The 23,356-nt window shown below is 67.2% G+C and carries 25 protein-coding genes; 6 read left to right on the forward strand and 19 right to left on the reverse strand.

Annotation, left to right across the window (positions count from 1 at the left end; genetic code table 11):
* Positions 1-2 precede the first annotated feature (2 nt).
* Positions 3-860, reverse strand: a complete 858-nt coding sequence (locus BM345_RS21810) for a tetratricopeptide repeat protein (protein ID WP_093383579.1) — start codon at positions 858-860, stop codon at positions 3-5.
* Entirely contained in the window at positions 861-1,808 is a 948-nt protein-coding gene (locus tag BM345_RS21815) for a non-homologous end joining protein Ku (protein WP_093383582.1), read from the reverse strand.
* Positions 1,809-1,905: 97 nt separating this feature from the next.
* Here BM345_RS21815 and BM345_RS21820 point away from each other — a divergent pair, with 97 nt between their 5' ends.
* Positions 1,906-2,679: an exodeoxyribonuclease III gene (locus BM345_RS21820; protein WP_093383584.1), complete on the forward strand. Its 774-nt coding sequence runs from the start codon at positions 1,906-1,908 to the stop codon at positions 2,677-2,679.
* 2 nt (positions 2,680-2,681) lie between these two features.
* Here the strand turns inward: BM345_RS21820 and BM345_RS21825 are convergent, their stop codons facing one another.
* Both BM345_RS21825 and BM345_RS21830 read right to left on the reverse strand, forming a co-directional pair.
* Positions 2,682-2,864 (reverse strand): hypothetical protein, encoded by a 183-nt coding sequence (locus BM345_RS21825; RefSeq protein ID WP_093383587.1) that lies wholly within the window; start codon positions 2,862-2,864, stop codon positions 2,682-2,684.
* 40 nt (positions 2,865-2,904) lie between these two features.
* On the reverse strand, positions 2,905-3,327 hold the full coding sequence (locus BM345_RS21830) for an Lrp/AsnC family transcriptional regulator (RefSeq protein ID WP_093383589.1): 423 nt from the start codon (positions 3,325-3,327) through the stop codon (positions 2,905-2,907).
* Between the two features lie 125 nt (positions 3,328-3,452).
* Here BM345_RS21830 and BM345_RS21835 point away from each other — a divergent pair, with 125 nt between their 5' ends.
* Positions 3,453-4,604: an ornithine cyclodeaminase gene (locus BM345_RS21835; protein WP_093383591.1), complete on the forward strand. Its 1,152-nt coding sequence runs from the start codon at positions 3,453-3,455 to the stop codon at positions 4,602-4,604.
* Positions 4,552-5,292, forward strand: coding sequence for a glycosyltransferase family A protein (locus BM345_RS21840; protein WP_175545109.1), 741 nt, complete (start codon positions 4,552-4,554; stop codon positions 5,290-5,292). Before BM345_RS21835 ends, BM345_RS21840 begins: the two co-directional genes overlap by 53 nt.
* A 3-nt stretch (positions 5,293-5,295) precedes the next feature.
* On the opposite strand, the gene BM345_RS21845 is transcribed toward BM345_RS21840, so the two are convergent.
* The 14 genes from BM345_RS21845 to BM345_RS21910 all read right to left on the reverse strand — a co-directional run bounded on the left by BM345_RS21845 (position 5,296) and on the right by BM345_RS21910 (position 20,310).
* Entirely contained in the window at positions 5,296-5,982 is a 687-nt protein-coding gene (locus BM345_RS21845) for a PqiC family protein (RefSeq protein WP_254789890.1), read from the reverse strand.
* Positions 5,979-7,613, reverse strand: a complete 1,635-nt coding sequence (locus BM345_RS21850) for a PqiB family protein (protein WP_093383599.1) — start codon at positions 7,611-7,613, stop codon at positions 5,979-5,981. The genes BM345_RS21845 and BM345_RS21850 overlap by 4 nt, the downstream gene beginning before the upstream one ends.
* Entirely contained in the window at positions 7,610-8,308 is a 699-nt protein-coding gene (locus tag BM345_RS21855; protein WP_093383601.1) for a paraquat-inducible protein A, read from the reverse strand. Before BM345_RS21855 ends, BM345_RS21850 begins: the two co-directional genes overlap by 4 nt.
* Positions 8,305-8,943, reverse strand: a complete 639-nt coding sequence (locus BM345_RS21860; RefSeq protein WP_093383604.1) for a paraquat-inducible protein A — start codon at positions 8,941-8,943, stop codon at positions 8,305-8,307. Before BM345_RS21860 ends, BM345_RS21855 begins: the two co-directional genes overlap by 4 nt.
* 85 nt (positions 8,944-9,028) lie before the next feature.
* Complete coding sequence (locus tag BM345_RS21865; RefSeq protein WP_093383606.1) at positions 9,029-9,934, reverse strand: SDR family oxidoreductase; 906 nt, start codon at positions 9,932-9,934, stop codon at positions 9,029-9,031.
* On the reverse strand, positions 9,931-10,875 hold the full coding sequence (locus BM345_RS21870) for a glutathione S-transferase family protein (RefSeq protein WP_093383609.1): 945 nt from the start codon (positions 10,873-10,875) through the stop codon (positions 9,931-9,933). The genes BM345_RS21865 and BM345_RS21870 overlap by 4 nt, the downstream gene beginning before the upstream one ends.
* A gap of 37 nt (positions 10,876-10,912) precedes the next feature.
* Positions 10,913-11,929, reverse strand: a complete 1,017-nt coding sequence (locus BM345_RS21875; protein WP_093383611.1) for an NADP-dependent oxidoreductase — start codon at positions 11,927-11,929, stop codon at positions 10,913-10,915.
* A gap of 66 nt (positions 11,930-11,995) precedes the next feature.
* Positions 11,996-12,445, reverse strand: coding sequence for a PaaI family thioesterase (locus BM345_RS21880; protein WP_093383614.1), 450 nt, complete (start codon positions 12,443-12,445; stop codon positions 11,996-11,998).
* A gap of 10 nt (positions 12,446-12,455) precedes the next feature.
* Positions 12,456-13,250: an SDR family oxidoreductase gene (locus BM345_RS21885; protein ID WP_093383616.1), complete on the reverse strand. Its 795-nt coding sequence runs from the start codon at positions 13,248-13,250 to the stop codon at positions 12,456-12,458.
* A 51-nt stretch (positions 13,251-13,301) separates the two neighbouring features.
* Positions 13,302-13,523: a hypothetical protein gene (locus tag BM345_RS21890; protein ID WP_093383618.1), complete on the reverse strand. Its 222-nt coding sequence runs from the start codon at positions 13,521-13,523 to the stop codon at positions 13,302-13,304.
* The gene (locus BM345_RS21895; RefSeq protein ID WP_093383621.1) at positions 13,523-15,355 is read right to left on the reverse strand and encodes an acyl-CoA dehydrogenase; all 1,833 of its coding nucleotides are present in this window, start codon (positions 15,353-15,355) and stop codon (positions 13,523-13,525) included. The genes BM345_RS21890 and BM345_RS21895 overlap by 1 nt, the downstream gene beginning before the upstream one ends.
* A gap of 112 nt (positions 15,356-15,467) precedes the next feature.
* Positions 15,468-16,643, reverse strand: coding sequence for an acetyl-CoA C-acyltransferase (locus BM345_RS21900; RefSeq protein ID WP_093383623.1), 1,176 nt, complete (start codon positions 16,641-16,643; stop codon positions 15,468-15,470).
* Positions 16,644-16,690: 47 nt separating this feature from the next.
* The gene (locus BM345_RS21905; protein WP_093383828.1) at positions 16,691-18,181 is read right to left on the reverse strand and encodes a M20 family peptidase; all 1,491 of its coding nucleotides are present in this window, start codon (positions 18,179-18,181) and stop codon (positions 16,691-16,693) included.
* Between the two features lie 26 nt (positions 18,182-18,207).
* A complete protein-coding gene (locus BM345_RS21910) occupies positions 18,208-20,310 on the reverse strand; it encodes a 3-hydroxyacyl-CoA dehydrogenase NAD-binding domain-containing protein (protein ID WP_093383626.1) in 2,103 nt (700 codons plus the stop codon).
* Positions 20,311-20,546: 236 nt separating this feature from the next.
* On the opposite strand from BM345_RS21910, the gene BM345_RS21915 reads away from it, so the two are divergent.
* Genes BM345_RS21915 through BM345_RS29815 form a run of 3 tightly spaced genes read left to right on the forward strand, consistent with a single transcriptional unit; the run spans position 20,547 to position 22,575 of the window.
* Complete coding sequence (locus BM345_RS21915; protein WP_093383628.1) at positions 20,547-21,848, forward strand: DUF6402 family protein; 1,302 nt, start codon at positions 20,547-20,549, stop codon at positions 21,846-21,848.
* Entirely contained in the window at positions 21,845-22,204 is a 360-nt protein-coding gene (locus tag BM345_RS29810; RefSeq protein WP_139237582.1) for a hypothetical protein, read from the forward strand. Before BM345_RS21915 ends, BM345_RS29810 begins: the two co-directional genes overlap by 4 nt.
* On the forward strand, positions 22,183-22,575 hold the full coding sequence (locus BM345_RS29815) for a hypothetical protein (protein WP_175545110.1): 393 nt from the start codon (positions 22,183-22,185) through the stop codon (positions 22,573-22,575). The genes BM345_RS29810 and BM345_RS29815 overlap by 22 nt, the downstream gene beginning before the upstream one ends.
* 4 nt (positions 22,576-22,579) lie before the next feature.
* Here BM345_RS29815 and BM345_RS21920 read toward each other — a convergent pair whose 3' ends face one another.
* The gene (locus BM345_RS21920; RefSeq protein ID WP_093383631.1) at positions 22,580-23,275 is read right to left on the reverse strand and encodes an ABC transporter ATP-binding protein; all 696 of its coding nucleotides are present in this window, start codon (positions 23,273-23,275) and stop codon (positions 22,580-22,582) included.
* Positions 23,276-23,356: the final 81 nt, after the last annotated feature.

The raw sequence follows: 23,356 nt of genomic DNA on the forward strand, positions 1-23,356 counted from the left end.
AATCAGCCCCGAGGCTGCAGGCGGCGGTAGGCGCTGAAATGACGGATGGCGCGCTGCTTGTCGCCGGCGCGGGCATACAGCAGCGCGGCGTTCTGGTGCGCATCGGCCATGTCGGGCGCCAGGCGAAGGCAGGCCTCGTAGCTCTGCACCGCCTCCTTTTCATGACCCAGTGATTCGAGCGCCACGCCGCGGTTGTAGTGCAGCAGCGGTGCCTGCGGGCAATGACGAAGCGCCAGTGCATAAAGCGCCGCGGCCTCGGCGAAGCGGCCGGACTCGCACATCATGAAGCCCAGGTTGGCATAGGCATCCACATGGTCGGGCGCGGCCTCGATCACGCGGCGGTAGAGGGCTTCGGCCTTCTTAGGCTCGCCGCCTTCGAGCGATTCGGCCTGCTCGTACAAGGACTGGATGTCCGGCGGCGGCTCGGCGGTGGCGCAGGGCGCCGTGGCCTTGCCGTCGATGGCGTGCACCGCAGCGGCAGGAAGTGCCGCGTGGAAATCCATCATCAGCTGGCCGGTGTCCGCGTCCCACTGCGCGTCGCCCCAGCGCACCGCCACCCGGTCGCCCACCGCGCGGATGCGGATGGCGCTGGCGGGCGTGTCCAGCGGCAAGGCGCTCTTCAGCTGCCGCAGCGAACGCAGGATCTGCCGGGTGGGAATGTCGGCGGCGCGCAGTTCCTGCGCGGTGCGCATCAGCACCACGTCGCGGAAGGAGAAACGCAGCGAGCGCCCCGAGCGCACCGGCTGCACGAAGCCCAGCTCGATCAACCGGCCCACCGCATGCCGCGTGAGGCCAAGCATCTGCGTGACGCCGCGCAGGGTGTAGGGGTGGGTGCTGTCCAGCGAGGGAGAGTCGGCCACTTATTTCTTGGAACCGCCCGCAGCCCGCGCGCGGGGTGCGGCGGGCGCCTTGGCGCTGCTGCTGGGTGCGCGCCTGGCGCCCTTGGCCGGGCCGGTGCCTTGCGCGACGGCTTCGGCTTCGGCCGGCGCCGCCTTCGCGGCCCGCTTGGCCGGTGCGGAGGTGCCGCTGCGCGAGGCACGCGACAGGCTGGCTCGCAGCATCTCGGTCAGGTCGATCACCTCGGCGCCGCCTCGGTCCTCGGGGTGCTCCATGGCCACCACCTCCTGGCCGGCGATCTTGGCGTCGATGGCCGCCAGGATGCGCTTCTTCTCGTCGTCTTCGTATTCGGCGGGTTCGTAGCTGTCGGCCGAGATCTGCTCGATGAGCTGCAGGGCCAGCTTGAGCTCGGCCGGCGACGGCGTGCTCTGCTCGATGTCCAGGTCGGCCAGCGAGCGCACCTCGTCGGCATAGAGCAGCTGCTGCAATACCAGCCCCTCTTCCTGCGCGCGCACCTGCACCACGTACTGCTTGCCCTTCCAGGCCCAGCGAGCCAGGGCGCAGCGGCCGCTTTCGCGCATGGCCGCCTTGAGCAGGTTGTAGGGCTTGCCGCCTCGCTTGTCGGGGGCGAGGAAGTAGGCCTTGTCGAAATAGATCGGGTCGACCGCCTCCACCGGAATGAAGGAGACGATGTCGATCAGGTGGCTGGCGTTGTTCTCCAGCGCCTTGAGCTCCTCGGGCTGGAAGACGACGTAGCGGTCCTTCTCGAATTCGTAGCCCTTGACCATCTCGGCCCTCGGCACGACCTCGCCGGACTGCTCGGAGATGTACTGCTGCTTGACGCGCGAGCCGTCCTTGGCAAGCAGGTTGAAATGGATGGTCGCCGAACTTTCGGTGGCCGAGTACAGGCGCACCGGAATCGAGACCAGACCGAATCCCAACGAAAGCGACGCGATGGAGCGTGCGGCCATGTGATGGACCTCCAGACAGGGGGCAAGAGGGCCACTTTAGTTTTTTTCGGCAATGCAAGGCAACATGAGCGTTGCAGTCCCCCCACGCAAGAGGTCCATGCGCATCGCCACCTTCAACGTCAACAACGTGATCACGCGCCTGCCGCAGCTGCTGGCCTGGCTGGACGTGACGCGGCCGGACGTGGCCTGCCTGCAGGAGCTCAAGTGCAGTTCGGCCGACTTCCCGCACGAGCGCCTGCGCGCCCTGGGCTATGAGGCACTGGTACACGGCCAGAAGACCTGGAACGGCGTGGCCATCCTTGCGAAGGACGCGATGCCGCTGGAAACGCGCCGCGGCCTGCCCGGCGATCCGGCGGACAAGCAGAGCCGCTACCTGGAGGCGGCCATCAACGGCATCGTGGTCGGCTGCCTCTACCTGCCCAACGGCAACCCGCAGCCTGGGCCCAAGTACGACTACAAGATGGCCTGGTTCGAGCGCCTGCAGGCGCATGCGGCCTCGCTACTGGCCACCGGACACCCGGTGGTGCTGGCCGGCGACTACAACGTGGTGCCGACCGATTTCGACATCTATTCGATGGACTCCTGGCGCGACAACGCGCTGGTGCAGCCTTCAGCCCGGGCCGCCTATGCGCGCCTCCTGAAGCAAGGCTGGACCGACGCCGTCCGCCAGTGCCACCCCAAGGCGCCGCACTACAGCTTCTGGAGCTACCTGCGCAATCGCTGGCCGCGCGATGCGGGGCTGCGCATCGATCACCTGCTGCTGAGCCCCTCGCTCAAGCCGCGCCTGCAGGACGCCGGCGTGGACCGCGCGGTGCGCGGCCTGGAAGGCGCGAGCGACCACGCGCCTGTGTGGATCGAGTTGGCTGGCTGAGCTCAGCGGTGCTCGGTGGCGATGGGCTGCAGCCAGGTGCGCGCAGCCTCCGCCGGCGGCATGGCGCGCAAGCGCTCGTCCGCCCACAGTTCGCCGGCCACCTGGCCCAGCTCTTCGGGGTCTACGGTGCGCCAGTGAAGCTGCAGGTGGTGGGCGCAGGCGGCAATCCAGTCTTCGCGTGTCATGGGGACACTATAGTTGAAGACTGTATGTTTATCCAGTACTTCAGAGTTTGTGCGTGGACAGCAGGATGCTCGTCTCGGTGTTCGCGATGCCCTCGATGGCGCGAATCGAATTGAGCAGCGCATCGAAGGATTCCAGGGTGTCGGCCCGCAGTTCGGCCATCAGGTCCCAGCGGCCGTTGGTGGTGTGCAGCGCCACCACCGCCGGATGGCCGCGCAGCAGGCGCAGCACAGCTTCACCGTGGTAGCCATCGATGGCGATGCTCATCATCGCGCGGATTCCGTGCTGCTCGCTGTCGGGGCGCAGCCGCACCGTGTAGCCGACGATGATGCCCTCGCGCTCCAGCCGGCCCATGCGGTTCTGTACTGTGGCGCGCGCCACCCGCAGCTTGCGGGCCAGTTCCACCACCGAGATCCGCGCGTTGTCGCGCAGCAGCGAGATGAGTTGGCGGTCGGTGTCGTCCATGGCGTTTTGCCAAGCGAAGCTGGCGATCTGCCAAGGCCGCCAGCAAAGTTGCCAAGTTGCGGTCTTCATTCTGGCACCCCTTCGGCCAACAATGCCAATCTTCGGATGCCTCCAGGGAGAAGCACATGACCCATCTCGCGGACCTGCCCACACTGTCCCGCTTGATACGCCGCATCGGCCTGCCGCGCTTCATCGGCGAACTGGCCGAAGCGCTTCATGCCGACTTCCTGCGCTGGCCGCAGTTCCAGAAGCAGGCGCGGGTCGTCAACCATTCGCCGGGCGGCGTGATCGAACTGATGCCGGCCTCCGACGGCAGCCGCTACGCCTTCAAGTACGTCAACGGCCACCCGGGCAACCCGGCTCGGGGCCTGTCCACGGTGGTGGCCTTCGGCGTGCTGGCCGATGTGCAAACCGGCTACCCGCTGCTGCTGTCCGAGATGACGCTGTCCACCGCCCTGCGCACCGCCGCCGTCTCGCTGCTGGCCGCGTGGGCCATGGCACGGCCGGGCGCCCGCCGCATGGCAATGGTCGGCAACGGCGCACAGGCCGAATTCCAGGCCCTGGCCTTCCACTGCCACCTGGGCATCGATGAGATCCACCTGTTCGACGTGGATCCACAGGCCACCGCCCGCCTGATGCGCAACCTGGCGCCCTACCCGGCCTTGCGCCTGGTGGGCTGCGAGTCGGTGGTCCAGGCGGTGCGCGGCGCCGACATCGTGAGCACGCTGACCGCCGACAAGCGCCGCGCCACCATCCTCACGCCCGACATGATCGAGCCCGGCATGCACCTGAACGCGGTGGGCGGCGACTGCCCGGACAAGACCGAGCTGCACGCCGGCATCCTGCAGGGTGCGCGGGTGGTGGTGGAGTACGAGCCGCAGACGCGCATCGAGGGCGAGATCCAGCAGATGCCGGCCGACTTCCCGGTGCTGGAGTTGTGGCGCGTGCTGGCTGGCGAAGCGCCTGGCCGCGAGTCATCAACGCAGGTCACGCTGTTCGATTCGGTCGGCTTCGCGCTCGAAGACTTCTCCACCCTGCGCTACCTGCATGATCAATTGCAGCTGCATGGCCTGGGCCGCGACATCGCGCTGGTGCCGCAGTTGGCGGACCCGAAGGACCTGTTCTCGCTGACCCGCGCCGAGGTGCCCCTGCCGTCCTACACTGGCGCCACCGATGACGCCGCAGCCGCCCTCGCAGCACCCGACGCAGCAACAGCAGCCGCTGGTGACCGTGGTCACGGCGCACGGCGGAAACCCGCTGCTGGCGCGCTGTGTTGAGTCGGTCGCCGCGCAGACGCACCGCAACATCCAGCACCTGGTGATGGCCGACGGCCCGCAGACCTGGGAGCAGGCCCGGGCCATCGTCGGCAGGCACGCTGACCGGGGCCACATCGACCTGGTCCAGCTGCCCTACTCCACCGGCAAGGACCGCTGGAACGGCCATCGCATCTACGGCGCCGGCACCTTCGTCGCCAAGGGCGAGTACCTGGCCTTCCTGGACGACGACAACACGCTGGCACCCGAGCACATCGAGACTTGCCTCGCGGCCTGCCAGCAAGGCCGCCAGTGGAGCTACGCGCTGCGCAACATCGTCGACCGCGAGCACCGCTTCGTCTGCCGCGACGACTGCGAAAGCCTGGGCCGCTGGCCCAGCGTGCTCAACGAGCAGGACTACATGGTGGACGTCAACTGCTACTTCCTGCCGCGGCTGCTGGCGGTGCAGGTGGTACCGCTGTGGTTCAACCGCTTCCGCCAGCCCGGGCAGCCGGGCGTGGACCGCATCATCTGCCACGCGCTGCGCCGCATCGCGCCGGACTACGACAGCACCTACCGCCACACGGTGGACTACATGGCCGGCAACACGGCCAACTCGGTCAGGCCCGACTTCTTCCTGCGCGGCAACGCGCAGATGCTGGAGCGCTACAACGGCCAGCTGCCCTGGGCGAAGGCGCCTGGTGCCGGATGAGGCTCAGGCCGCCGGGCAGCGCGCGCCCTGGTTGGCGGCCAGCGCCGACACGTTGCGGGCGATCTCGTCGGCCAGCCGGCTGGTGATGCGCTGGGCGCCGATGGCCACGCCGTCCAACCCTCCGGTGAGCGCCTCCCTGAATTGCACATGGCAGGTCAGCAGCGCGTCGCCGTCGCCGCGCCGGATGCTCCAGCCGAAGGCGGTGTCGATGCGATCGCCGGGCACCGCGTCGAACTGGCTGAGCTGCACGGCGATGCGGTAGACAGTCAAGCCGCGCGGCCGGCCGGCCTGCGTGGCGTCGAAGGCGGACAGCCGCCGCGCGACGCCGGCGCCCAGGGCATCGCGCAACTCGTATTCGAAGGACGAGGACCAGCGCGACTGCTCCAGCACCTCCACCTCGGCCTGGGACACCTCCTGCGACTTCTTCTCGCTGGCCAGCAGGCCGCCGTCGCGCCGCACCACCATCTGCGGCCGCGCGAAGCGCTCGGGCAGCGCGACGGGCGCCATCTCGATCGCCAGCGCCGCGTTGTCGGCGGTGGGACGCACCACGCCCGCGGTGCCGGCCGTCTCGGCCAGCGTGTAGTAGCGCGTCGGCGTGCCGCCGCAGGCCGCCAGCAGGCCCAGGCACGCGGCAGCCAGGGCTACGCGGGCCAGGTCAGTCCCGTTCTTGTTGTTCTTGTCCATGCTCATTTCTTGGTGTCCTCCGGCTTGCCGCGCAGGAGCGACTCGGGATGCCGCTCGAGGTAGTCGGTGAGGATGCGCAGCGAGGCGGCCGCGCGGCTCAGCTCCTGCAGGGTCTGGCGCATGTCCTGCTGCAGGGGCGAGTCGCTGGCGATGGTGCGCTCGGCCGTGTTGAGCGTCTTGCGCACGTCCTTCATGGCAGCGGTGATCTCGGGCGACACGTCGTTGTTCAGGTTGCGGGCCAGCTGCTCGGCACTCTTGAGGGTCTTGTCCAGCGAGGCCATGGCCGTGCGCGCGTCCTGGCCGATCTGCTCGAAGGGCACCTTGTTGATCTTGGACGCAATTTCCTGCACCTGCGCCTGCAGGTCGTCCAGGCTGTTGGCCACGGTGGGCAGTTCCAGCGGCGACTTGTCGATGTCCACCTTGGCGGCCGGCGCCTTGGGGAAGAAGTCCAGCGCCACGTACACCTGCCCAGTCAGCAGGTTGCCGGTGCGAAGCTGCGCCCGCAGGCCCTTGTTGACCAGCCAGCGGATGCGCTGCTCGGGCGTCCAGCGGCTGTCTTCCTGCTTCTCGTGCGCGCGCCGGCGCAGCCGCTCGGGGTAGATCTCGACGAACACGGGCATGCGGAACTCGCGGTGCTCGCTGTCGAACTCCACGCCGATGGACTTGACCTCGCCGATCACGATGCCGCGGAAGTCCACCGCCGCGCCTGGCGTGAGGCCGCGCAGCGACTGGTTGAAGTACAGCAGCATGTGGCGCGATTCGCCGTCGGGCTCGCGCATGGCCAGTCCCTCGTCCTCGGCCAGCGCGAAGGTGGTGTTCTCGGCCGCGGTCGGGCCCATCTCGTCGTCGGGCGCCGCGAATGCAATGCCGCCCAGCACGATGGTGGCCAGCGACTGGGTGCGGATCGCCACGCCCTGGGCGCTGAGCTGCAGGTCCACGCCGCTGGCATGCCAGAAACGCGTGTTGACGCCGATGAACTTGTCGTAGGGCGCGTTGACGAACACCCGCAGCGTCACGCCGCGGCCGTCGCCGTCCAGCTGGTAGGAAGCCACCTGCCCCACCCGGATGCGGCGATAGAACACCGGCGAGCCGATGTCCACCGAACCCACGTCCTTGGACCGCAGCACGAACTGCCGCCCCTGCGCGCCCCGCGTGATGATGGGCGGCTGCTCCAGGCCGGTGAAATCTTCCTTCGTTTCCTCGGACTCGCCGGCGTCGGCACCGATGTAGGCGCCCGAGAACAGCGTGCTCAGCCCCGAGATGCCCGAGGTGTCGAAGCGCGGCCGCACCACCCAGAAGCGCGTGTCGGCGGCCGTGAAGCCCTCGGCTTCCTTCTTGAGTTGCACCTTGACCGACACGTGCGAGCGGTCGCGCGCCAGGCGGATGGTCTCCACCGTGCCGATCTGAACGTCCTTGTATCGCACGGCGGTCTTGCCGGCCTCCAGGCCTTCGGCGGTGACGAAGCTGATGTAGATCTCGGGCCCGCGCTCGCGCAGGATCTTGGCCACCAGCCACAGGCCGACCAGGGCCGCGACGATGGGGATGAGCCAGATCAGCGATGGCAGCCAGTTGCGGCGCCGCGTCACGGCCGGCCTGGGCAGTGCGTCGGGGGTGGGCGGCGGGGTGTCTGCGCTCATGCGGTCTTTCCGGTCCTCGTCGTGTCGATCGCCTCGGCGGCGCTCGGCGTATTGTCTTCCACCGGCGCTTCGTCCCAGGTCAGCCGCGGGTCGAAGCTCAGCGAGGCCAGCATGGTCAGCACCACCACGCCGGCGAAGGCGGCGATGCCCAGCCCGGCCGAGATCTCGGCGAAACCCTGGATGTGCACCAGCCCCGAGAGCAGGCACACCACGAAGACGTCCAGCATCGACCAGCGGCCGATGAACTCGACGATGCGGTAGAGCGTGGCCCGCTCCTGCCGCCGCCACGGGCTGCGGCGCCCGGCCGACCAGGCCATGATGGCCAGGGCGGCGAGCTTGAACAGCGGCACCAGGAAGCTGGCGATGAAGATGATGGCCGCCAGCCCCCAGGCGCCCGACACCCAGAAGTAGATGATGCCGCTCATGATCGTGTCGTACTGCGCACCGAAGATGCTGCGCGTGATCATCACCGGCAGCAGGTTGGCCGGCAGGTAGAGGATGGCCGCGGAGATGATCAGCGCCCAGGTGCGGTTGATGCTGTCGGGCTTGCGCCGGTGCAGCCGGGTGCCACAGCGTCCGCAGGGCTCGTGTACCTGCGCGTCGCGCCAGACGGTGCCGCAGTGGTGGCAGGAGAGCAGCCCCCGGCCGGCGGCGGTTGCCACGCCGGCAGCGGGACTGGGCGCGGCGCTGCTCATGGCCTGGTCTGATCCTCGCGCGCCTGTTCGCGCGCGAAGACGATGCGCCAGAAGGCCTTGGGCTCGAAGGCCAGCACCGCGGTGAGCAGCACCGTCAGCACCATGAAGGCCCACAGCGCCGCACCCGGAATCACCCGTGCCATGCCCGAGAGCTTGACGATGGCCACCAGCACCCCGAGCAGGAACACCTCGATCATTCCCCAGGGCCGCAGCACTTGCATGGCGCGCACCAGGATGTTGAAGCCCGCCGGCCGGACCCCGCGCGTGGTGATCGACACCAGCAGGTAGAACAGGATGCACAGCTGCGCCAGCGGAAAGAGGATGGTGGTGGCCAGGACCAGCAGCGCGACTTCCGACACGCCGCCGTGGGTCAGCTGCACCACCGCGCCGACCAGGGTGGTCTCGCTGCTCAGGCCCTGCAGCTGGATCTCGACGATGGGAAACAGGTTGGCGATGGCGAAGAGGATCAGGCAGGCCACCGTGAGCGGCAGCATCCGCTCGTGCGCGCGGCCCCAGCCGCGTTCCATCAGCGTGCCGCAGCGCGGGCAGTGCGCGGCTTCGCGCGGGCGCAGCCGGGGGCGCTCGTAGAGCGCGTCGCAGCCTTCGCACGCGATGAGGTCGGGGACTTCCTGCATAGGGCCGAACCCTAACCGATTCCGGCGGCCTCGTGCGTAGGCGCGTCCCCCGGATGCCCGCGCCCTGCCCCGCGGCGGACGCGGATCAGGCCGAGCGCAGGGCGGCCCGCAGCTGCTCGCCGATCTCCGGGCGCTCCAAGAAGGGATCGGCCGGGTTGGTGCCGGCCACGATGCCTTCCATTCGGGCCTTCACGTTGCCCAGCGCCTTGGGGTGGCTGTAGACGTAGAACTGGTCGTTCTCCATGGCGTTGAACACGCTCTGCGCCACCTCGGCGGCCGTCACCTTGCCGCTGCTGACCGCCTTCTCGCTCATGGCCTTGCCGATGATCTGGCTTTTGGTCGGCTTCTCGTCGGCCAGGGCGCCCGGACGGTTGCGGCCGCTGGCCGCAATGCCGGTGGGCACGAAGTACGGGCACAGCAGGCTGGCGCCGACCTGGTCGGTGACCAGGCGCAGGTCCTGGTACAGGGTCTCGGTCAGGCTCACCACGGCCGCCTTGGCCGCGTTGTAGATGCCCATGTTCGGCGGTGTCAGCAGGCCCGCCATGCTGGCGGTGTTGGTGACGTGGCCGCGGTACGAGGGGTCCTTGGCGGCAGCCTCCAGCATCATGGGCACGAACAGGCGGATGCCGTGCACCACGCCCATCAGGTCCACGCCCAGCACCCAGTTCCAGTCGGCCACGGTGTTCTCCCACACCAGGCCGCCGGAGCCCACGCCGGCATTGTTGAAGACGAAGTGCGGCGCGCCGAAGCGCTCCTTGACCGCGGCGGCCAGCGCTTCCATCTGGACGGCGTCCGAGACGTCGACCTTGCGTGCCAGCACCTGCGCGCCGGCCTTCTCCATCTCGGCGCGGGCCGCGTCCAGCGCGTCCTGCTGCACGTCCACCAGCACCAGGTTCATGCCGCGCGCGGCGCCGATGCGGGCGCACTCCAGGCCGAAGCCCGATCCGGCGCCGGTGAGGACAGCGGTCTTGCCCTTGAAGTCAGAAATCATGCAGGGGTCTCCACTTTTCGAAGTACGTAGCCGATTCGGGGAAAGTGCACGTGCACCGTGCCCGCGCGCTCGTCGCGGCGGCGTAGGCTGAAATGGGTTCGTGTGGCGGCGATCAACTCGCCCTCGGTGGGCTCGGGGCCGAAGCTCTCGCTGGCCACCGTCACCAGGCTGCCCAGCGCAATGCCGTGGTCGTCCTGGAAGGTGCTGTCCACCAGCAGGCTGTGGGGCTGCGAGGCCGCCGCCACCTGGATGGCGCTGGCCGAGTCGAACTTCTCCATGTCGCCATGGCCGATGGCGGCCATGCGCTCCATCCATTCGAGCACCGCCGGCGTATGGTCCAGGATGCCGGCCATCGAGGGCGTGCGCACGCGGGTGAACCACAGCGGATGGAAGAGCGAGAAGTCGGCCACCGTGGGCGCATCGCCGAGCACGAAGGGCTGGCCCTCCAGCATGTCGGAGATGCGCCGCAGGTAGGACTTGTAGGCGGCGATGGCGTCCAGCGGGCGCAGTCGCGTCATGTTCACGCTCATCGCCTTGCGGTCCTCGGCGAAGGCCTTGCCCATCTCGGGCGGCGCCTTGCCGAAGAGGTCGGCCGCGCCCTTGGGCTGGAAGTTGTAGGCCATGGCGGTCCAGAACAGCGTGCTGTCGGCCCACTGCGCCACCGTGCGTGCCAGGCCCTTGCCCTGCGCCGGGTACAGGGCCGGCGCGGGCGCCAGGTGCTCCAGCACGTCGCAGATCAGGGCCGTGTCGCAGTAGATGTCGGCGCCGATCTGGAGGATGGGCGTCTTGCGGTAGCCGCCGGTGAGCGCCGCCACGTCGGGCTTGGGCTGGATCTGCGGAATGAGCACCGACTTCCAGGCCAGCTTCTTGAAGCCCAGGATCAGCCTGGCCTTCTCGGCAAAGGGCGAAGTCGGGTAGTGATGGAGGATCAGGTCGGCCACGTCGCTTCCTTCCTGGGCTGCGCGCCCGTTGATGCTGTCAGACCAGCTTGACCAGTTGCTTGCCGAAGTTGCGGCCCTTGAGCAGGCCCAGGAAGGCCTCGGGCGCCGACTCGATGCCCTGGGCGATCGATTCGCGCGGACGCAGCTTGCCGGTGGCCACCAGGGTGCCCAGTTCCTTCAGCGCCTCGGGCCAGACTTCCATGTGCTCGCTCACGATGAAGCCTTCGAGCTTCAAGCGGCTGATGAGGAACAGCGAAGGGTTGGCCAGCGGCAGCGGCTGGCCGTCGTAGCCGGCGATCATGCCGCACAGGGCGATGCGGCCGAAGGCGTTCATGCGCGACAGCACCGCGTCGAGGATGTAGCCGCCGACGTTCTCGAAGTAGCCGTCGATGCCCTGGGGGCAGGCTTCCTTGAGCGCCTGGCTCATGCTCTTGGCGTCAGGGTGCTGGCGATAGTCGATGCAGGCGTCGAAGCCCAGTTCGTCCACCACGTACTTGCACTTGTCCGGCCCGCCGGCAATGCCCACCACGCGGCAGCCGCGCGCCTTGGCCAGCGCGCCGAAGGCACTGCCGACGGCGCCGGAAGCGGCCGAGACGACCAGGGTCTCGCCTTCCTTGGGCGCGATGATCTTCACGAGGCCGTACCAGGCGGTCACGCCCGGCATGCCCACTGCGCCCAGGTAGTGCGACAGCGGCACGTGGGTGGTGTCGACCTTGCGCAGCACGCCCGGCTGCGAGGCGTCGACCACGCTGTATTCCTGCCAGCCGCCGAAGCCCACCACTTTCTCGCCCACGGCGAACTTGGGGTTCCTGCTTTCGACGATCTCGCCGACGGTGCCGCCCTGCATCACCTGGCCCAGGGGCTGGGGCTGGGCGTAGCTCTTGGAATCGTTCATGCGGCCGCGCATGTACGGGTCCAGGCTCAGGTAGTGATGGCGCACCAGCACCTGGTTGTCCTTCAGTTCCGGGGTCTGGGCGGTTGCCAGCTTGAAGTTGCTGGTCACGGCCTCGCCCTCGGGGCGGTTGTCGAGCAGTTGCTGCTTGTTGGCGGGCATGGTGTTCTCCTGTCTTGATCGTTCGGGTTCGGCGCGGCGCAAGCGTTGCGCTGCACGTCGGATGGTTCAGTCGGTCGAGGGCGGCCGCTGTTCGTTGGCGCTCGCGGGGCCCGTGGGCAGCCGCTTGCGTACGTACTTGAAGGTGCCGGTGGCATGCGCGCAGGCGCGTCCCTGCTCGTCGAAGATGGTGGCCTCGGTGAAGGCCAGCGTGGCGGTGCGGTGCATCAGCCGGCCCTTGGCGACCAGCGGGCCCACCGAGGGATGCATGAAGCTGGTCTTCATCTCGATGGTGACCACGCCCAGGTCGGGCGTCTCGCTGCGGGCGGCCGCGGCCATGGTCACGTCCAGCAGCGTCATGCAGGCGCCGCCGTGCGTCACGTCGAAGGTGTTGAGATGCTCGGGCTTGGCGGTGTAGCGCAGCTCGGACTCGCCGCCCTCGAAGCGGGTGATGTCGAAGCCCAGGTGCCGCGCAAAGGGAATGCGGCTGGCGAAGGCCTTGAGGTCGGTCTCGGACATGGATTCGCGTTCAGGCGCCCAGCACCACGCTCACGCCGCCATCCACCGCCATCCACTGGCCGGTGATGTGCTTGCCGGCGTCGCTTGCGTACAGCAGCGTGATGCCCTTGAGGTCCTCGTCGTCGCCCAGGCGGCCCAGCGGGGCGTGCGAGGCCATCTTCTCCTCGCCGATGGACTTGATGAGGCCGGCGGCCAGCTTGGTCATGAAGAAGCCCGGGCAGATGGCGTTCACCGTGATGCCATAACGGCCCCATTCCGCGGCCAGCGTGTGGGTGAAGCCGATCACCGCCGTCTTGGAGGTGTTGTAGGCCAGGGTCTTCATCTCCGGCGGGTTGCCGTTCAGCCCCGCGATGGAGGCGATGTTGATGATGCGCCCCGTCGTCCTGGGGATCATGTACTTGTTGGCCACCTGCTGCGACAGGATGAAGTAGCCGCGCACGTTGAGGTTCATCACCTTGTCCCAGGCTTCCACCGGGTGGTCCTCGGCCGGGGCGCCCCAGCTGGCGCCGGCGTTGTTGACCAGGATGTCGATGGCGCCCATGCGCTCCAGCGTCTCGTCGGCCAGGCGGCGGGTGTCTTCTTCCTTCGAGCAGTCGGCGGCGATCCAGCGCGCGTCGATGCCGGCGGCCTGCAGCTCGGCCGCGGCCTGCTCCAGGTCGTCGGCCTTGCGCGAGCTGAGCATGATCTTCGCGCCCTGCTCGCCCAGTGCGTGGGCCATCTGCAGGCCCAGGCCGCGTGAGCCGCCGGTGATGAGCGCGGTCTTGCCGCGGAGGTCGAAGAGTTGCTGCACGGTGCGAGCAGTCATGATGGAAAGGTCTCCGGTGTTCGTTTCGAAATTAAGGATGGGTTCCGGGCCTCAGGCCTTGGTGTCCGGGAGTCGCGAGCGCACGTAGATCAGCACCGCGCCGACTGCCGCCACGACCACGCCGGGCACGGACAGCGACCAGCCGAGCACCTGGTTCTCGCGCCCGGCGACGATGCCGAGGATGAGCATGAACAGGCCGCCGTAGATCAGCACCCAGATCCAGGTCTCCAGCCTGGCGTGGGGCTTGGCGGGTTTCGATGCCGCGTCCGCCATCAGAAGGCCTCCTCGGCCATCTGCACGCAGGTGGCGTCGCGGCTTTCCACTACCTTGAGCCAGGCGCCGATCTTGGGCAACTCGTAGTGGAAGAAGTAGTCGGTGGCACCCACGCGGCCGGCGGTGGCCGGCTTCGCGGCGTCGCCGTCCAGGGCCAGCGAGCGCTGCGCCACGTCCAGCCACAGCCAGGCCAGCACCACGTGGCCGAAGGCCTGCATGTAGGGCACCGCGTTGATCAGCGCATCGCGCGGGTTGCCGGTGGACCAGGCCTTGCCGGTGGCATCGGCCACCTGCTGCAGCGCGGCGCCCAGCGCCTCGGCGTGGGCCGCCAGGCGCGGATTGCCGGCGGCGCGGGCGATGGTCTCCTGCACGCGCTCAGCCATCAGCTGCAGGCCGCGGCCGTTTTCCATCAGCACCTTGCGGCCCAGGAGGTCGGCCGCCTGGATACCGTGGGTGCCCTCGTGGATCATGTTCAGGCGGTTGTCGCGCCAGTACTGCTCCACCGGGAAGTCGCGCGTGTAGCCGTAGCCGCCGTGCACCTGGATGGCCAGCGAGTTGGCCTCCAGGCACCACTCGCTGGGCCAGCTCTTGGCGATGGGCGTGAGCACCTCCAGCAGGATGCGGGCCTCGTCGGCGGCCTTCTCGGCGCCGGTCTTCTGCTCGTCGACCAGGCGGGCGCAGTACAGCTCCAGGGCCAGCGCGCCTTCGCAGTACGCCTTCTGCGCCAGCAGCATGCGCCGCACGTCGGCGTGCTCGATGATGCGCACCTGGGGCTTGGCGGCGTCCTTGCCTTCCGGACCCACGGGTCGGCCCTGCGGGCGGCTCTTGGCGTATTCCAGCGAGGCGTAGTAGCCCGCCATGCCCAGCATGGTGGCGGCGGTGCCCACGCCGATGCGGGCCTCGTTCATCATGTGGAACATGCAGGCCAGGCCCTTGCCGGGCGAGCCCACCAGGTAGCCGATGGCACCGGCCTTGCCCTCCACCGGGTACTTGCCCTCGCCGAAGTTCAGCAGCGTGTTGGTGGTCCCGCGCCAGCCCAGCTTGTGGTTGAGGCCCGCCAGGGCCACGTCGTTGCGCTGGCCGGTGAGCTGCCCCTGCGTGTCCACCATCTTCTTGGGCACGATGAACAGCGAGATGCCGCGCGTGCCCGGCACCAGCTTGCCGTCGGCGTCCGGTATCTTCGCCAGCACGATGTGCACGATGTTCTCGGTCAGCTCATGGTCGCCGGCCGAGATCCACATCTTGTTGCCCGTCAGGCGGTAGCGCGGGCCCAGCGGGTCGCTCTGGAAATCGGCGCCGTCCGGCACCCCCCGCGTCGCCACGTCGCTGAGCGAGGATCCGGCCTGCGGCTCGGACAGGCACATGGTGCCGGCCCAGCGGCCCGAGAACTCGTTGAGCGCGAAGACCTGCTTCTGCAGCTCGGTGCCGTGCACCATCAGCAGGTTGGCGTTGCCGCTGGTGAGCATGTTCGAACCGATGCTCACCGAGGCCATGGCGAAAAAGCTGTTGGCCGCCGCCTGCACCGTGTAGGGCAGCTGCATGCCGCCGATGTCGTAGTCCTGCGCGGCGGACATCATCCCGGACTCGACGAAGGCCTTGTGCGCCTCGTGCGTGGCTTTCGGCAGGATCACCTTCTCGCCGTCGAAGTGCGGCTCCTGCGTGTCCACCGTGCGGTTGGCCGGGGCGTACTTGTCGCGGGCGATGCGCTCGCAGGTGTCGAGCACTGCGTCGAAGGTCTCGCGCGAGTGGTCGGAAAAGCGCTCGCGGCCGGACAGGCTTTCGGTCTTCAGCCAGTCATAGAGGAGGAAGTCGAGGGTCGAACGGTAGTTCATGGCTCAGCAATGAAAAAAGGGGCCGCGAGGAAATTCCTCGGGGCCCCGGGACGGTTCGAGGCCTCCGGCGTCTTTCGACGGTGCGCAGGCCTGATCGCGCATGTCTCTGGGTTCAGAGGACTTCGAAGACGCCCGCCGCGCCCATGCCGCCGCCGATGCACATCGTGACGACGACCTTCTTCGCGCCGCGGCGCTTGCCTTCGATGAGGGCGTGGCCGGTCAGACGCTGGCCGCTCACGCCATAGGGGTGGCCCACCGCGATGGCGCCGCCGTTGACGTTCAGGCGGTCGTCCGGAATGCCCAGCTTGTCGCGGCAGTACAGCACCTGCACGGCGAAGGCTTCGTTCAGTTCCCACAGGTCGATGTCACCGACCGTCAGGCCCAGGTTCTTGAGCACCTTGGGCACGGCGAAGACCGGGCCGATGCCCATCTCGTCGGGCTCGCAGCCGGCCACGGCGAAGCCGAGGAAGCGGCCGAGGGGCTTGAGGCCCTTCTGCTGCGCGAACTTCTCGTTGACCACCACGCAGGCACCGGCGCCGTCGGAGAACTGGCTGGCATTGCCGGCCGTGATCAGGCCACCGGGGATGGCCGAGCGGATGCCGCTGATGCCTTCCTTGGTGGTGCCGGCGCGAATGCCTTCGTCGTTCTCGATCGTGACTTCCTTGGTGCGCAGGCCCATGACGGGGTCGGCCACGCCGGCCAGCACGGTGATGGCGGCGATCTCGTCCTTGAACTTGCCGGCTTCCAGAGCGGCGGTGGCGCGCTGCTGGCTGCGGGCGCCGTACTCGTCCATGGCGTCGCGGCCGATGCCGTAGCGCTTGGCCACCTGCTCGGCGGTCTGCAGCATGTTCCAGTAGATCTCGGGCTTCTGCTTCATCAGCGCCGGGTCGACCAGCATGTGCTTGTTGGCTTCGTTCTGCACGCAGGAGATGCTCTCCACGCCGCCGGCCACGTACACGTCGCCCTCGCCCGCGATGATGCGCTGGGCGGCGGTGGCGATGGTCTGCAGGCCCGAGGAGCAGAAGCGGTTGATGGTCATGCCCGAGGTGGTGATGGGCAGGCCGGCCTTCAGCGCGATCTGGCGCGCGATATTCGAGCCCGTGGCGCCCTCGGGCGTCGCGCAGCCCATGATGACGTCGTCGACCAGGGCGCCGTCGATGCCGGCACGCTGCACCGCATGCTGAACCGCGTGGCCGCCCAGGGTGGCGCCGTGGGTCATGTTGAAGGCACCCTTCCAGCTCTTGGCGAGCGGGGTACGGGCGGTGGAAACGATGACGGCGCTGGTCATGGTGAGTTCCTTTGAAGAAGCGAGAAGTTGTCTCTGGGGGAAACGGATCAGCCCGGCGACGCAGCGCTGCTGGCGCCGGCGTTGCGAAGGAGCTGGTGATAGAACTGGATCATCTCGACATAGTTGTCGATGGCGATGCGCTCGTTGGTGCCATGGAAGCGCGGCAGGTCTTCCGGCCTGGCACGCACCGGCGAGAAGCGGTAGACCGCATCCGATATGCCGTCCATGTGGCGGCCGTCGGTGGCGCCCAGCATCAGGCCCGGAGCGACCACGCCTTCGGGGAACACCTGGCGGATGGTCTTCTGGATGGCGGCGTAGCCGGGCGCGTCCATGGGCGACACGGGCGAAGGCTCGGCGTTGCCGGGGTACGGCTCCACCTTGATCGCGTCGTTGCCCACCACCTTGTGAACGTGCTCCTGCACCGAGGCCAGCGTGTCGCCGGGCAGCACGCGGAAGTTCACCGTGGCCTCGACGTAGCCGGGAATCACGTTGTCCTTGTTGCCGCCGTTGATGATGGTCAGGGCCGTGGTCGTGCGCAGCATGGCGTTGCTGGCCGGGCTGGCCTCCAACTGCTTCTGCACCACCGGGCCGAAGAGCCACAGGTTGGACAGGGCCACGCGGCCGAAGCCCTCCATCTCGGGGGCCAGCGCGTCGAACATGCTGCCCGCCACGCTGCCGCCCAGGGTGGCCGGCATCTGCTGCGATTCCAGCCTGGCCAAGGCGCCGCCCATCTGGCCGATGGCGCTGCCGTGCAGCGGCGGCATCGACGAATGGCCGGGCGTCGCGTTCAGCTTGAGCTTGAAGCTGGCGTAGCCCTTCTCGGCCACGCCCACCAGGGCGGCGGGCTTGGTCAGGCCAGGCATCACGCCTTCGGTGACGAGAAGGCCTTCGTCGATGATCCACGCGAAGTGCACGCCCTGCTCCTTCAGGCGCTTGGCGATGCGCTCGGCGCCGCGGTGGCCGCCCACCTCTTCGTCGGCGCCGGAGATCAGGTAGATGGTGCGCTGCGGCCTGAAGCCGGCCTTGGCCAGCATCTCCAGCGACTCCATCTGCGCCAGCAGGTTGCCCTTGTCGTCCCAGGCGCCGCGGCCCCAGACGTAGCCGTCCTTGATGGTGCCGGCGAAGGGCTCCACGGACCACTTATCCTCGGTGCCCGAGGCGATGGGCACCACGTCCTGGTGCGCCATCAGCGCGATGGGCTTGGCCTTGGGGTCGCTGCCGGGCCAGACGTATATCAGCGCGTTGTCGCCCGGCTCCTCCAGCTTCATGACGCCGTGCAGTGCCGGGAACTGCTCGCGCAGGTAGGCGTGCAGCTTCTGGAACTCGGCGGCGTTGGCCTGCGGGTCTTCCAGGCTGCTGATGGTCTTGAAGCGGACCGCGCCGGACAGGCGTCCGGCCACGGCCTGCGCGTCCACCGGCGCCTTCTGCAGCGGCTCCACGGCCACCTGGCGCGAGGGCGTGCGCCAGGTCTTGATGCCCACCACCGCCGCCAGCGCCACGAGCGCCAGCAGCAGGAGGACGACGATGCGCTTGACGATTGCCACGTGCTTGCTCGTCCCGCCGATCAGCTGAAGCTCTTGCCTTCGGCGGCCAGCCTGGCCAGCAGCGGCGCGGGTTGCCAGAAGGCGGCGTCGTCACGCGGGTTCAGCGCGAAGCGGCGCATGGTGGCTGCCACGTTGTACAGGCCGACCTGGCTGGCGTAGTGCATCGGACCGCCGCGCCAGATGGGGAAGCCGTAGCCGGTGAGGTAGACCATGTCGATGTCGCCAGCCTTGGAGGCGGTGCCGTCTTCCAGGATGTGCGCGCCTTCGTTGACCAGGGCGAACACCAGGCGCTGGACGATTTCCTCGTCGGAGATCTTGCGCGGCGTGATGCCCAGTTCCTTGCGGTGCTCGACGATCATGTCTTCCACCAGCTTCGACGGGATGGCGTCGCGCTTGCCGGCGGCATAGTCGTACCAGCCGGCGCCCGTCTTCTGCCCGAAGCGGCCCAGTTCGCACAGCTTGTCGGCCGTGCGGCTGTACTTCATGTCGGCGCGCTCGGTGGCGCGGCGCTTGCGGATGGCCCAGCCGATGTCGTTGCCGGCCAGGTCGCCCATGCGGAAGGGGCCCATGGCGAAGCCGAACTTCTCGACGGCCTTGTCGACCTGCTGCGGCGTGGCGCCTTCGTCCAGCAGGAAGCCGGCCTGGCGGCTGTACTGCTCGATCATGCGGTTGCCGATGAAGCCGTCGCACACGCCCGACACCACGGCGGTCTTCTTGATCTTCTTGCCCAGGGCCATCACGGTGGCCAGCACGTCCTTGCCGGTCTTCTCGCCGCGCACCACTTCCAGGAGCTTCATCACATTGGCGGGGCTGAAGAAGTGCATGCCGACCACGTCCTGCGGACGCTTGGTGAAGGATGCGATCTTGTTCACGTCCAGCGTGGAGGTGTTGGAAGCCAGGATGGCGCCGGGCTTGGCGACTTCGTCAAGCTTCTTGAACACCTGCTCCTTGACGCCCATTTCCTCGAACACGGCCTCGATGATGAGGTCGCAGTCCTTCAGGTCGTCGTAGCTGAGCGTGGTGGACAGCAACGACATGCGCTGGTCGAGCTTGTCCTGCTTGAGCTTGCCCTTCTTGACCTGGGCTTCGTAGTTCTTCTTGATGGTGGCGACGCCGCGGTCCAGCGCCTCCTGCTTCATCTCGAGCATCTTGACGGGGATGCCCGCGTTCAGGAAGTTCATCGAGATGCCGCCGCCCATGGTGCCGGCGCCGATCACGCCCACCGTTTTGATCTCGCGCTTGGGCGTGTCTTCCGGCACGTCGGGGATCTTGCTGGCGGCGCGCTCGGCCATGAAGAGATGGCGCAGCGCAGCGGACTCGGGCGTGAACATCAGGGCCGTGAAGACGCGGCGCTCTTCCGCCATGCCATCGTCGAACTTCATCTTGGTGGCTGCCTGAACCGCGTCCACGCACTTCAGCGGCGCGGGGAAGTTCTTCGACATGCCGCCCACCATGTTCTTGGCGAACCGGAAGTAGGCGTCGCCCTGCGGGTGCTTGCACGGCAGGTTGCGCACCAGCGGCAGGTCGCCGCCCTTGCCGGCCACGTCCTTGGCGAAGCCGATGGCTTCTTCCAGCACGGTCTCGGCCGACGCGGCCATCTTGTCGAACAGCTTCTGGCCCGGCAGGCTGGCAAGCAGTTCGCTCTTGACCGGCTCGCCGCTCACGATCATGTTCAGGGCGGTTTCCACGCCCAGCACGCGCGGCAGGCGCTGCGTGCCGCCGGCGCCTGGGATCAGGCCCAGCTTGACTTCGGGCAGCGCGACGTTGGTGCCGGGTGCGGCCACGCGGTAGTGGCAGCCCAGCGCCAGTTCGAGGCCGCCGCCCATGCAGACGGTGTGGATCGCGGCGACCACCGGCTTGGTGGTGGCTTCCAGCGCCAGGATGACCGACAGCAGGTTGGGCTCGGCCAGCGCCTTGGGCGAGCCGAATTCCTTGATGTCCGCCCCACCCGAGAAGGCCTTGCCGGCGCCGGTGACGACCACCGCCTTGACCGCCGCATCGGCCTGCGCCTTGGCCAGGCCTTCGGTGATGCCCAGGCGGGTCGCATGGCCCAGGCCGTTGACCGGAGGATTGTTCAAGGTGATCACGGCCACGTCGCCGTGGACTTTGTATTCAGCGGTCATGCTGCGTTCCTTTGGATGGGAAGAAAAAATGAGACGAATCTTGGTGCGGCGAGCACTTGGCGGGCTCGTCACGATACGCGCCGGCACAAAAAAGCACGATTGTTCGTTTTCGGAAGATTCTAGGGGGTGGCCGCGCAACGGCTGAGTCACGATCGGGACAAGGCTGCGCGTGAAGCCAGGACGGCCGAGCGCGTGAAGGGCGTGATGAAATAGAACGATAAGACAGGGAGGACTCAATGAGTCAGGAACAAGACGCCACCACGTGGAGGGCGGGCACCGGCCTGCTCCCGTTCTGGGAAGCGAACCACGCTTGCCGTTGCGAGATCGAGGGCCTGGCCCTTTCCATGGGGAAGCCGCCGCCGACGCTGGCCTTTCCACCCGCGCCGCCTCCGCCCCCTCCTCCTGCGCCCGTACAGCTGACGCGCGCGCAGAAGCAAGCGGCCAAGGATGAGAAATTCTTCAACAACGTCGTGGCGGTGGTGGACGGCGTCAGCGCCTTCAGAGCCTGGCTGAAGCAGCCGCCTGCACCGAAGGCGCCATCGGTAGCCGCTGCTTCCCCGCCGCCGGCGCCAGCGGTCCAGGTGAAGCCAGTCGACATCCAGGACATTCCGGCCACGATGCGCAAGCTGAACATGCCGGTGTCAGCGGCGATGATGGAGAGGTGGTTCAAGGGGCAACTGAACTACTCGCCGACCGAAGCGGACGAGAAGGAAGGCCTGAACCAGAACGGCCAACCCTATCCGCCCAGCATGATCGACAAGTCCATCATCACCATGGACTGGGCGCTGAAATACAAGCGGGCACGGATCGCGTTTGAGAACCTGACGGAGCAAAGCTACTACACGAAGGATCGATGGACCGGCAGGATGGAGCCATCGCCTCAACTCTATACGCACAGCGCGTTGCGAACTCAGAGCGCGTACATAGAGTTAAGGAAAGCGCTTCTCCCTTATTGGCAGCGCCACGGATTCATGCACACCTGGCAGCTGTGCAATGGGGACATTGAAGAGCTGCATCGGGACTTTCAGTTCCAGTTCCTTCAGGTGGATGGATCTCTTTCTCAGAAAATTGCCGAACAACTTCGAGTGAATCTGACAAATCAAGGAATTCCGGATGACCTTACCGGAGCCCTCGGGGCTTTCAACTTGTATGCAGCCGTTTCGCGTTTTTACATCGAACGAACTGCAGCGAGCGTTGTTGCAGTTGTGACTGGAATCGCTCTCTACGTGAAGGACAGCTACACCTTCACCACCAACCACGCAAGACCTTCCCAATATCTAGGGCACTGGAACAGGAGATCGGTAGTCATCAGCCCCTACACCTCGATCGCCAGTGAATTTATCGAGGCCGACTACCCTCTCGTTGTCGACAAGAAGCCGGTTCGCCCCGCAACATTTCTGGAGGACATGATCTACCACCCCGTGCGAAACCGCTCATTCAGGGACTGGCAGATGAAGCACCAGCAAGGAGGAGACTTCATTGCTTACTCGGACTTTCGTTGGGTGACCCTCGTCACGCCTATCCGGGTAGTGTTATGAAGACCAGAACGTTCATCTCCGGGGTACTTGCGGTGGTCATTGCGATCTGCGTTGCGTTCCTCTACGGACGTGGCGTATTGGCGCGCAGTTGGATACTCGATCACAACGCATTCGAAATCTTTACTTCACCCGATGGGCGCTATCGCCTCGAATACGGCCTGACGTCGCCGGATTTCAACTGGATGCGCCTATACCGCCAAGGCGACAACGAAGTCATTGCGGACCGGCGCTTCTGGGGCGAAGTCCCATATCGGATCAATTGGAACGTGGACAGCGTTCACGTGGCCTCAAGCGATGAGTCAGCCATCTCGCTGCCCCCACATTGGTGGGAACGATGGACCGCGAAGCTGCCATGACGCGCGCCCCCTTGAAAACCAGCACGTTCATTGCAGCAGTGCTCGCCACAGTCGTAGCGCTTGGGACGACGTTCCTCTGCGCGGTTGACTTGTCGGCCCGTCGTTGGATCATCGAACACAATGCCTTCGAGGCATTTGCGTCTCCCGATGGGCGATATCGCCTTGAGCATGCAGTTACTTCACCGGATTTCCACTGGATGCGCCTGTACCACGGGGACAACAACGAAGTGATTGCGGACAGACGATTTTGGGGCGAAGTCCCGTACCGGATTGACTGGTACGAGAAAGCGGTCAGCGTTGGCGGAGCAGATGAGTTAACCATCTCACTGCCCCCGCACTGGTGGGAGCGATGGACGGCGAAGCTCCCGTAGCCGCCTAAACCTCCAACCACTCCTTGCGCGTCGCCGCATCCGCGCGCAACGAATCCGGCGTCCCGTCAAAGACGATCGTCCCGTGCCCCATGACCAGCGCGCGATCGGAAATGTGCATCGCAATGGTCAGTTTCTGCTCGATCAGCAACACCGAGATGCCGCGGTCCTTCAGTCGCTTGAGGTACTCGCCCACCAACTCGACGATCTTCGGCGCCAGGCCCTCGGTGGGCTCGTCGATGATGATCAGGTCGGGGTCGCCCATCAAGGTGCGGCACAAGGTAAGCATCTGCTGCTCGCCGCCCGAGAGCACGCCGGCCTCGGTGTGCTGGCGCTCCTTCAGGCGCGGGAACATGGCGTACATGTCCTCGAAGCCCCAGCGGCTGTCCTTGCCCTTGCCCTTCTGGCCCAGGAGCAGGTTCTGGTGCACCGTGAGCTTGGGGAAGATGTCGCGGTTCTCCGGCACGTAGCCGATGCCCAGGTGCGCCACCTCGTAGGCCTTCTTGCGCAGGATGTCCTGGCCCTGCCACTGCATGCCGCCCTCGGCATGCACCAGGCCCATGATGGCCTTGGCGGTGGTGGAGCGCCCCGAGCCGTTGCGGCCCAGCAGCGCCACGATCTCGCCCTTGCCCACCTCGAATGAAACGCCATGCAGCACATGGCTCTTGCCGTAGTAGGCGTGGATGTCTTGCAGTTTCAGCATTGATTGGCCTCCCGCCGGGCCGCCCCTAGGGAGGCCGCGCCCCCTCGGGGGGCAGCGATTACACGAAGTGAAGAGCGTGGG

The sequence above is a fragment of the Variovorax sp. OV329 genome (genome assembly GCF_900114785.1).
Taxonomy (GTDB): domain Bacteria; phylum Pseudomonadota; class Gammaproteobacteria; order Burkholderiales; family Burkholderiaceae_C; genus Variovorax.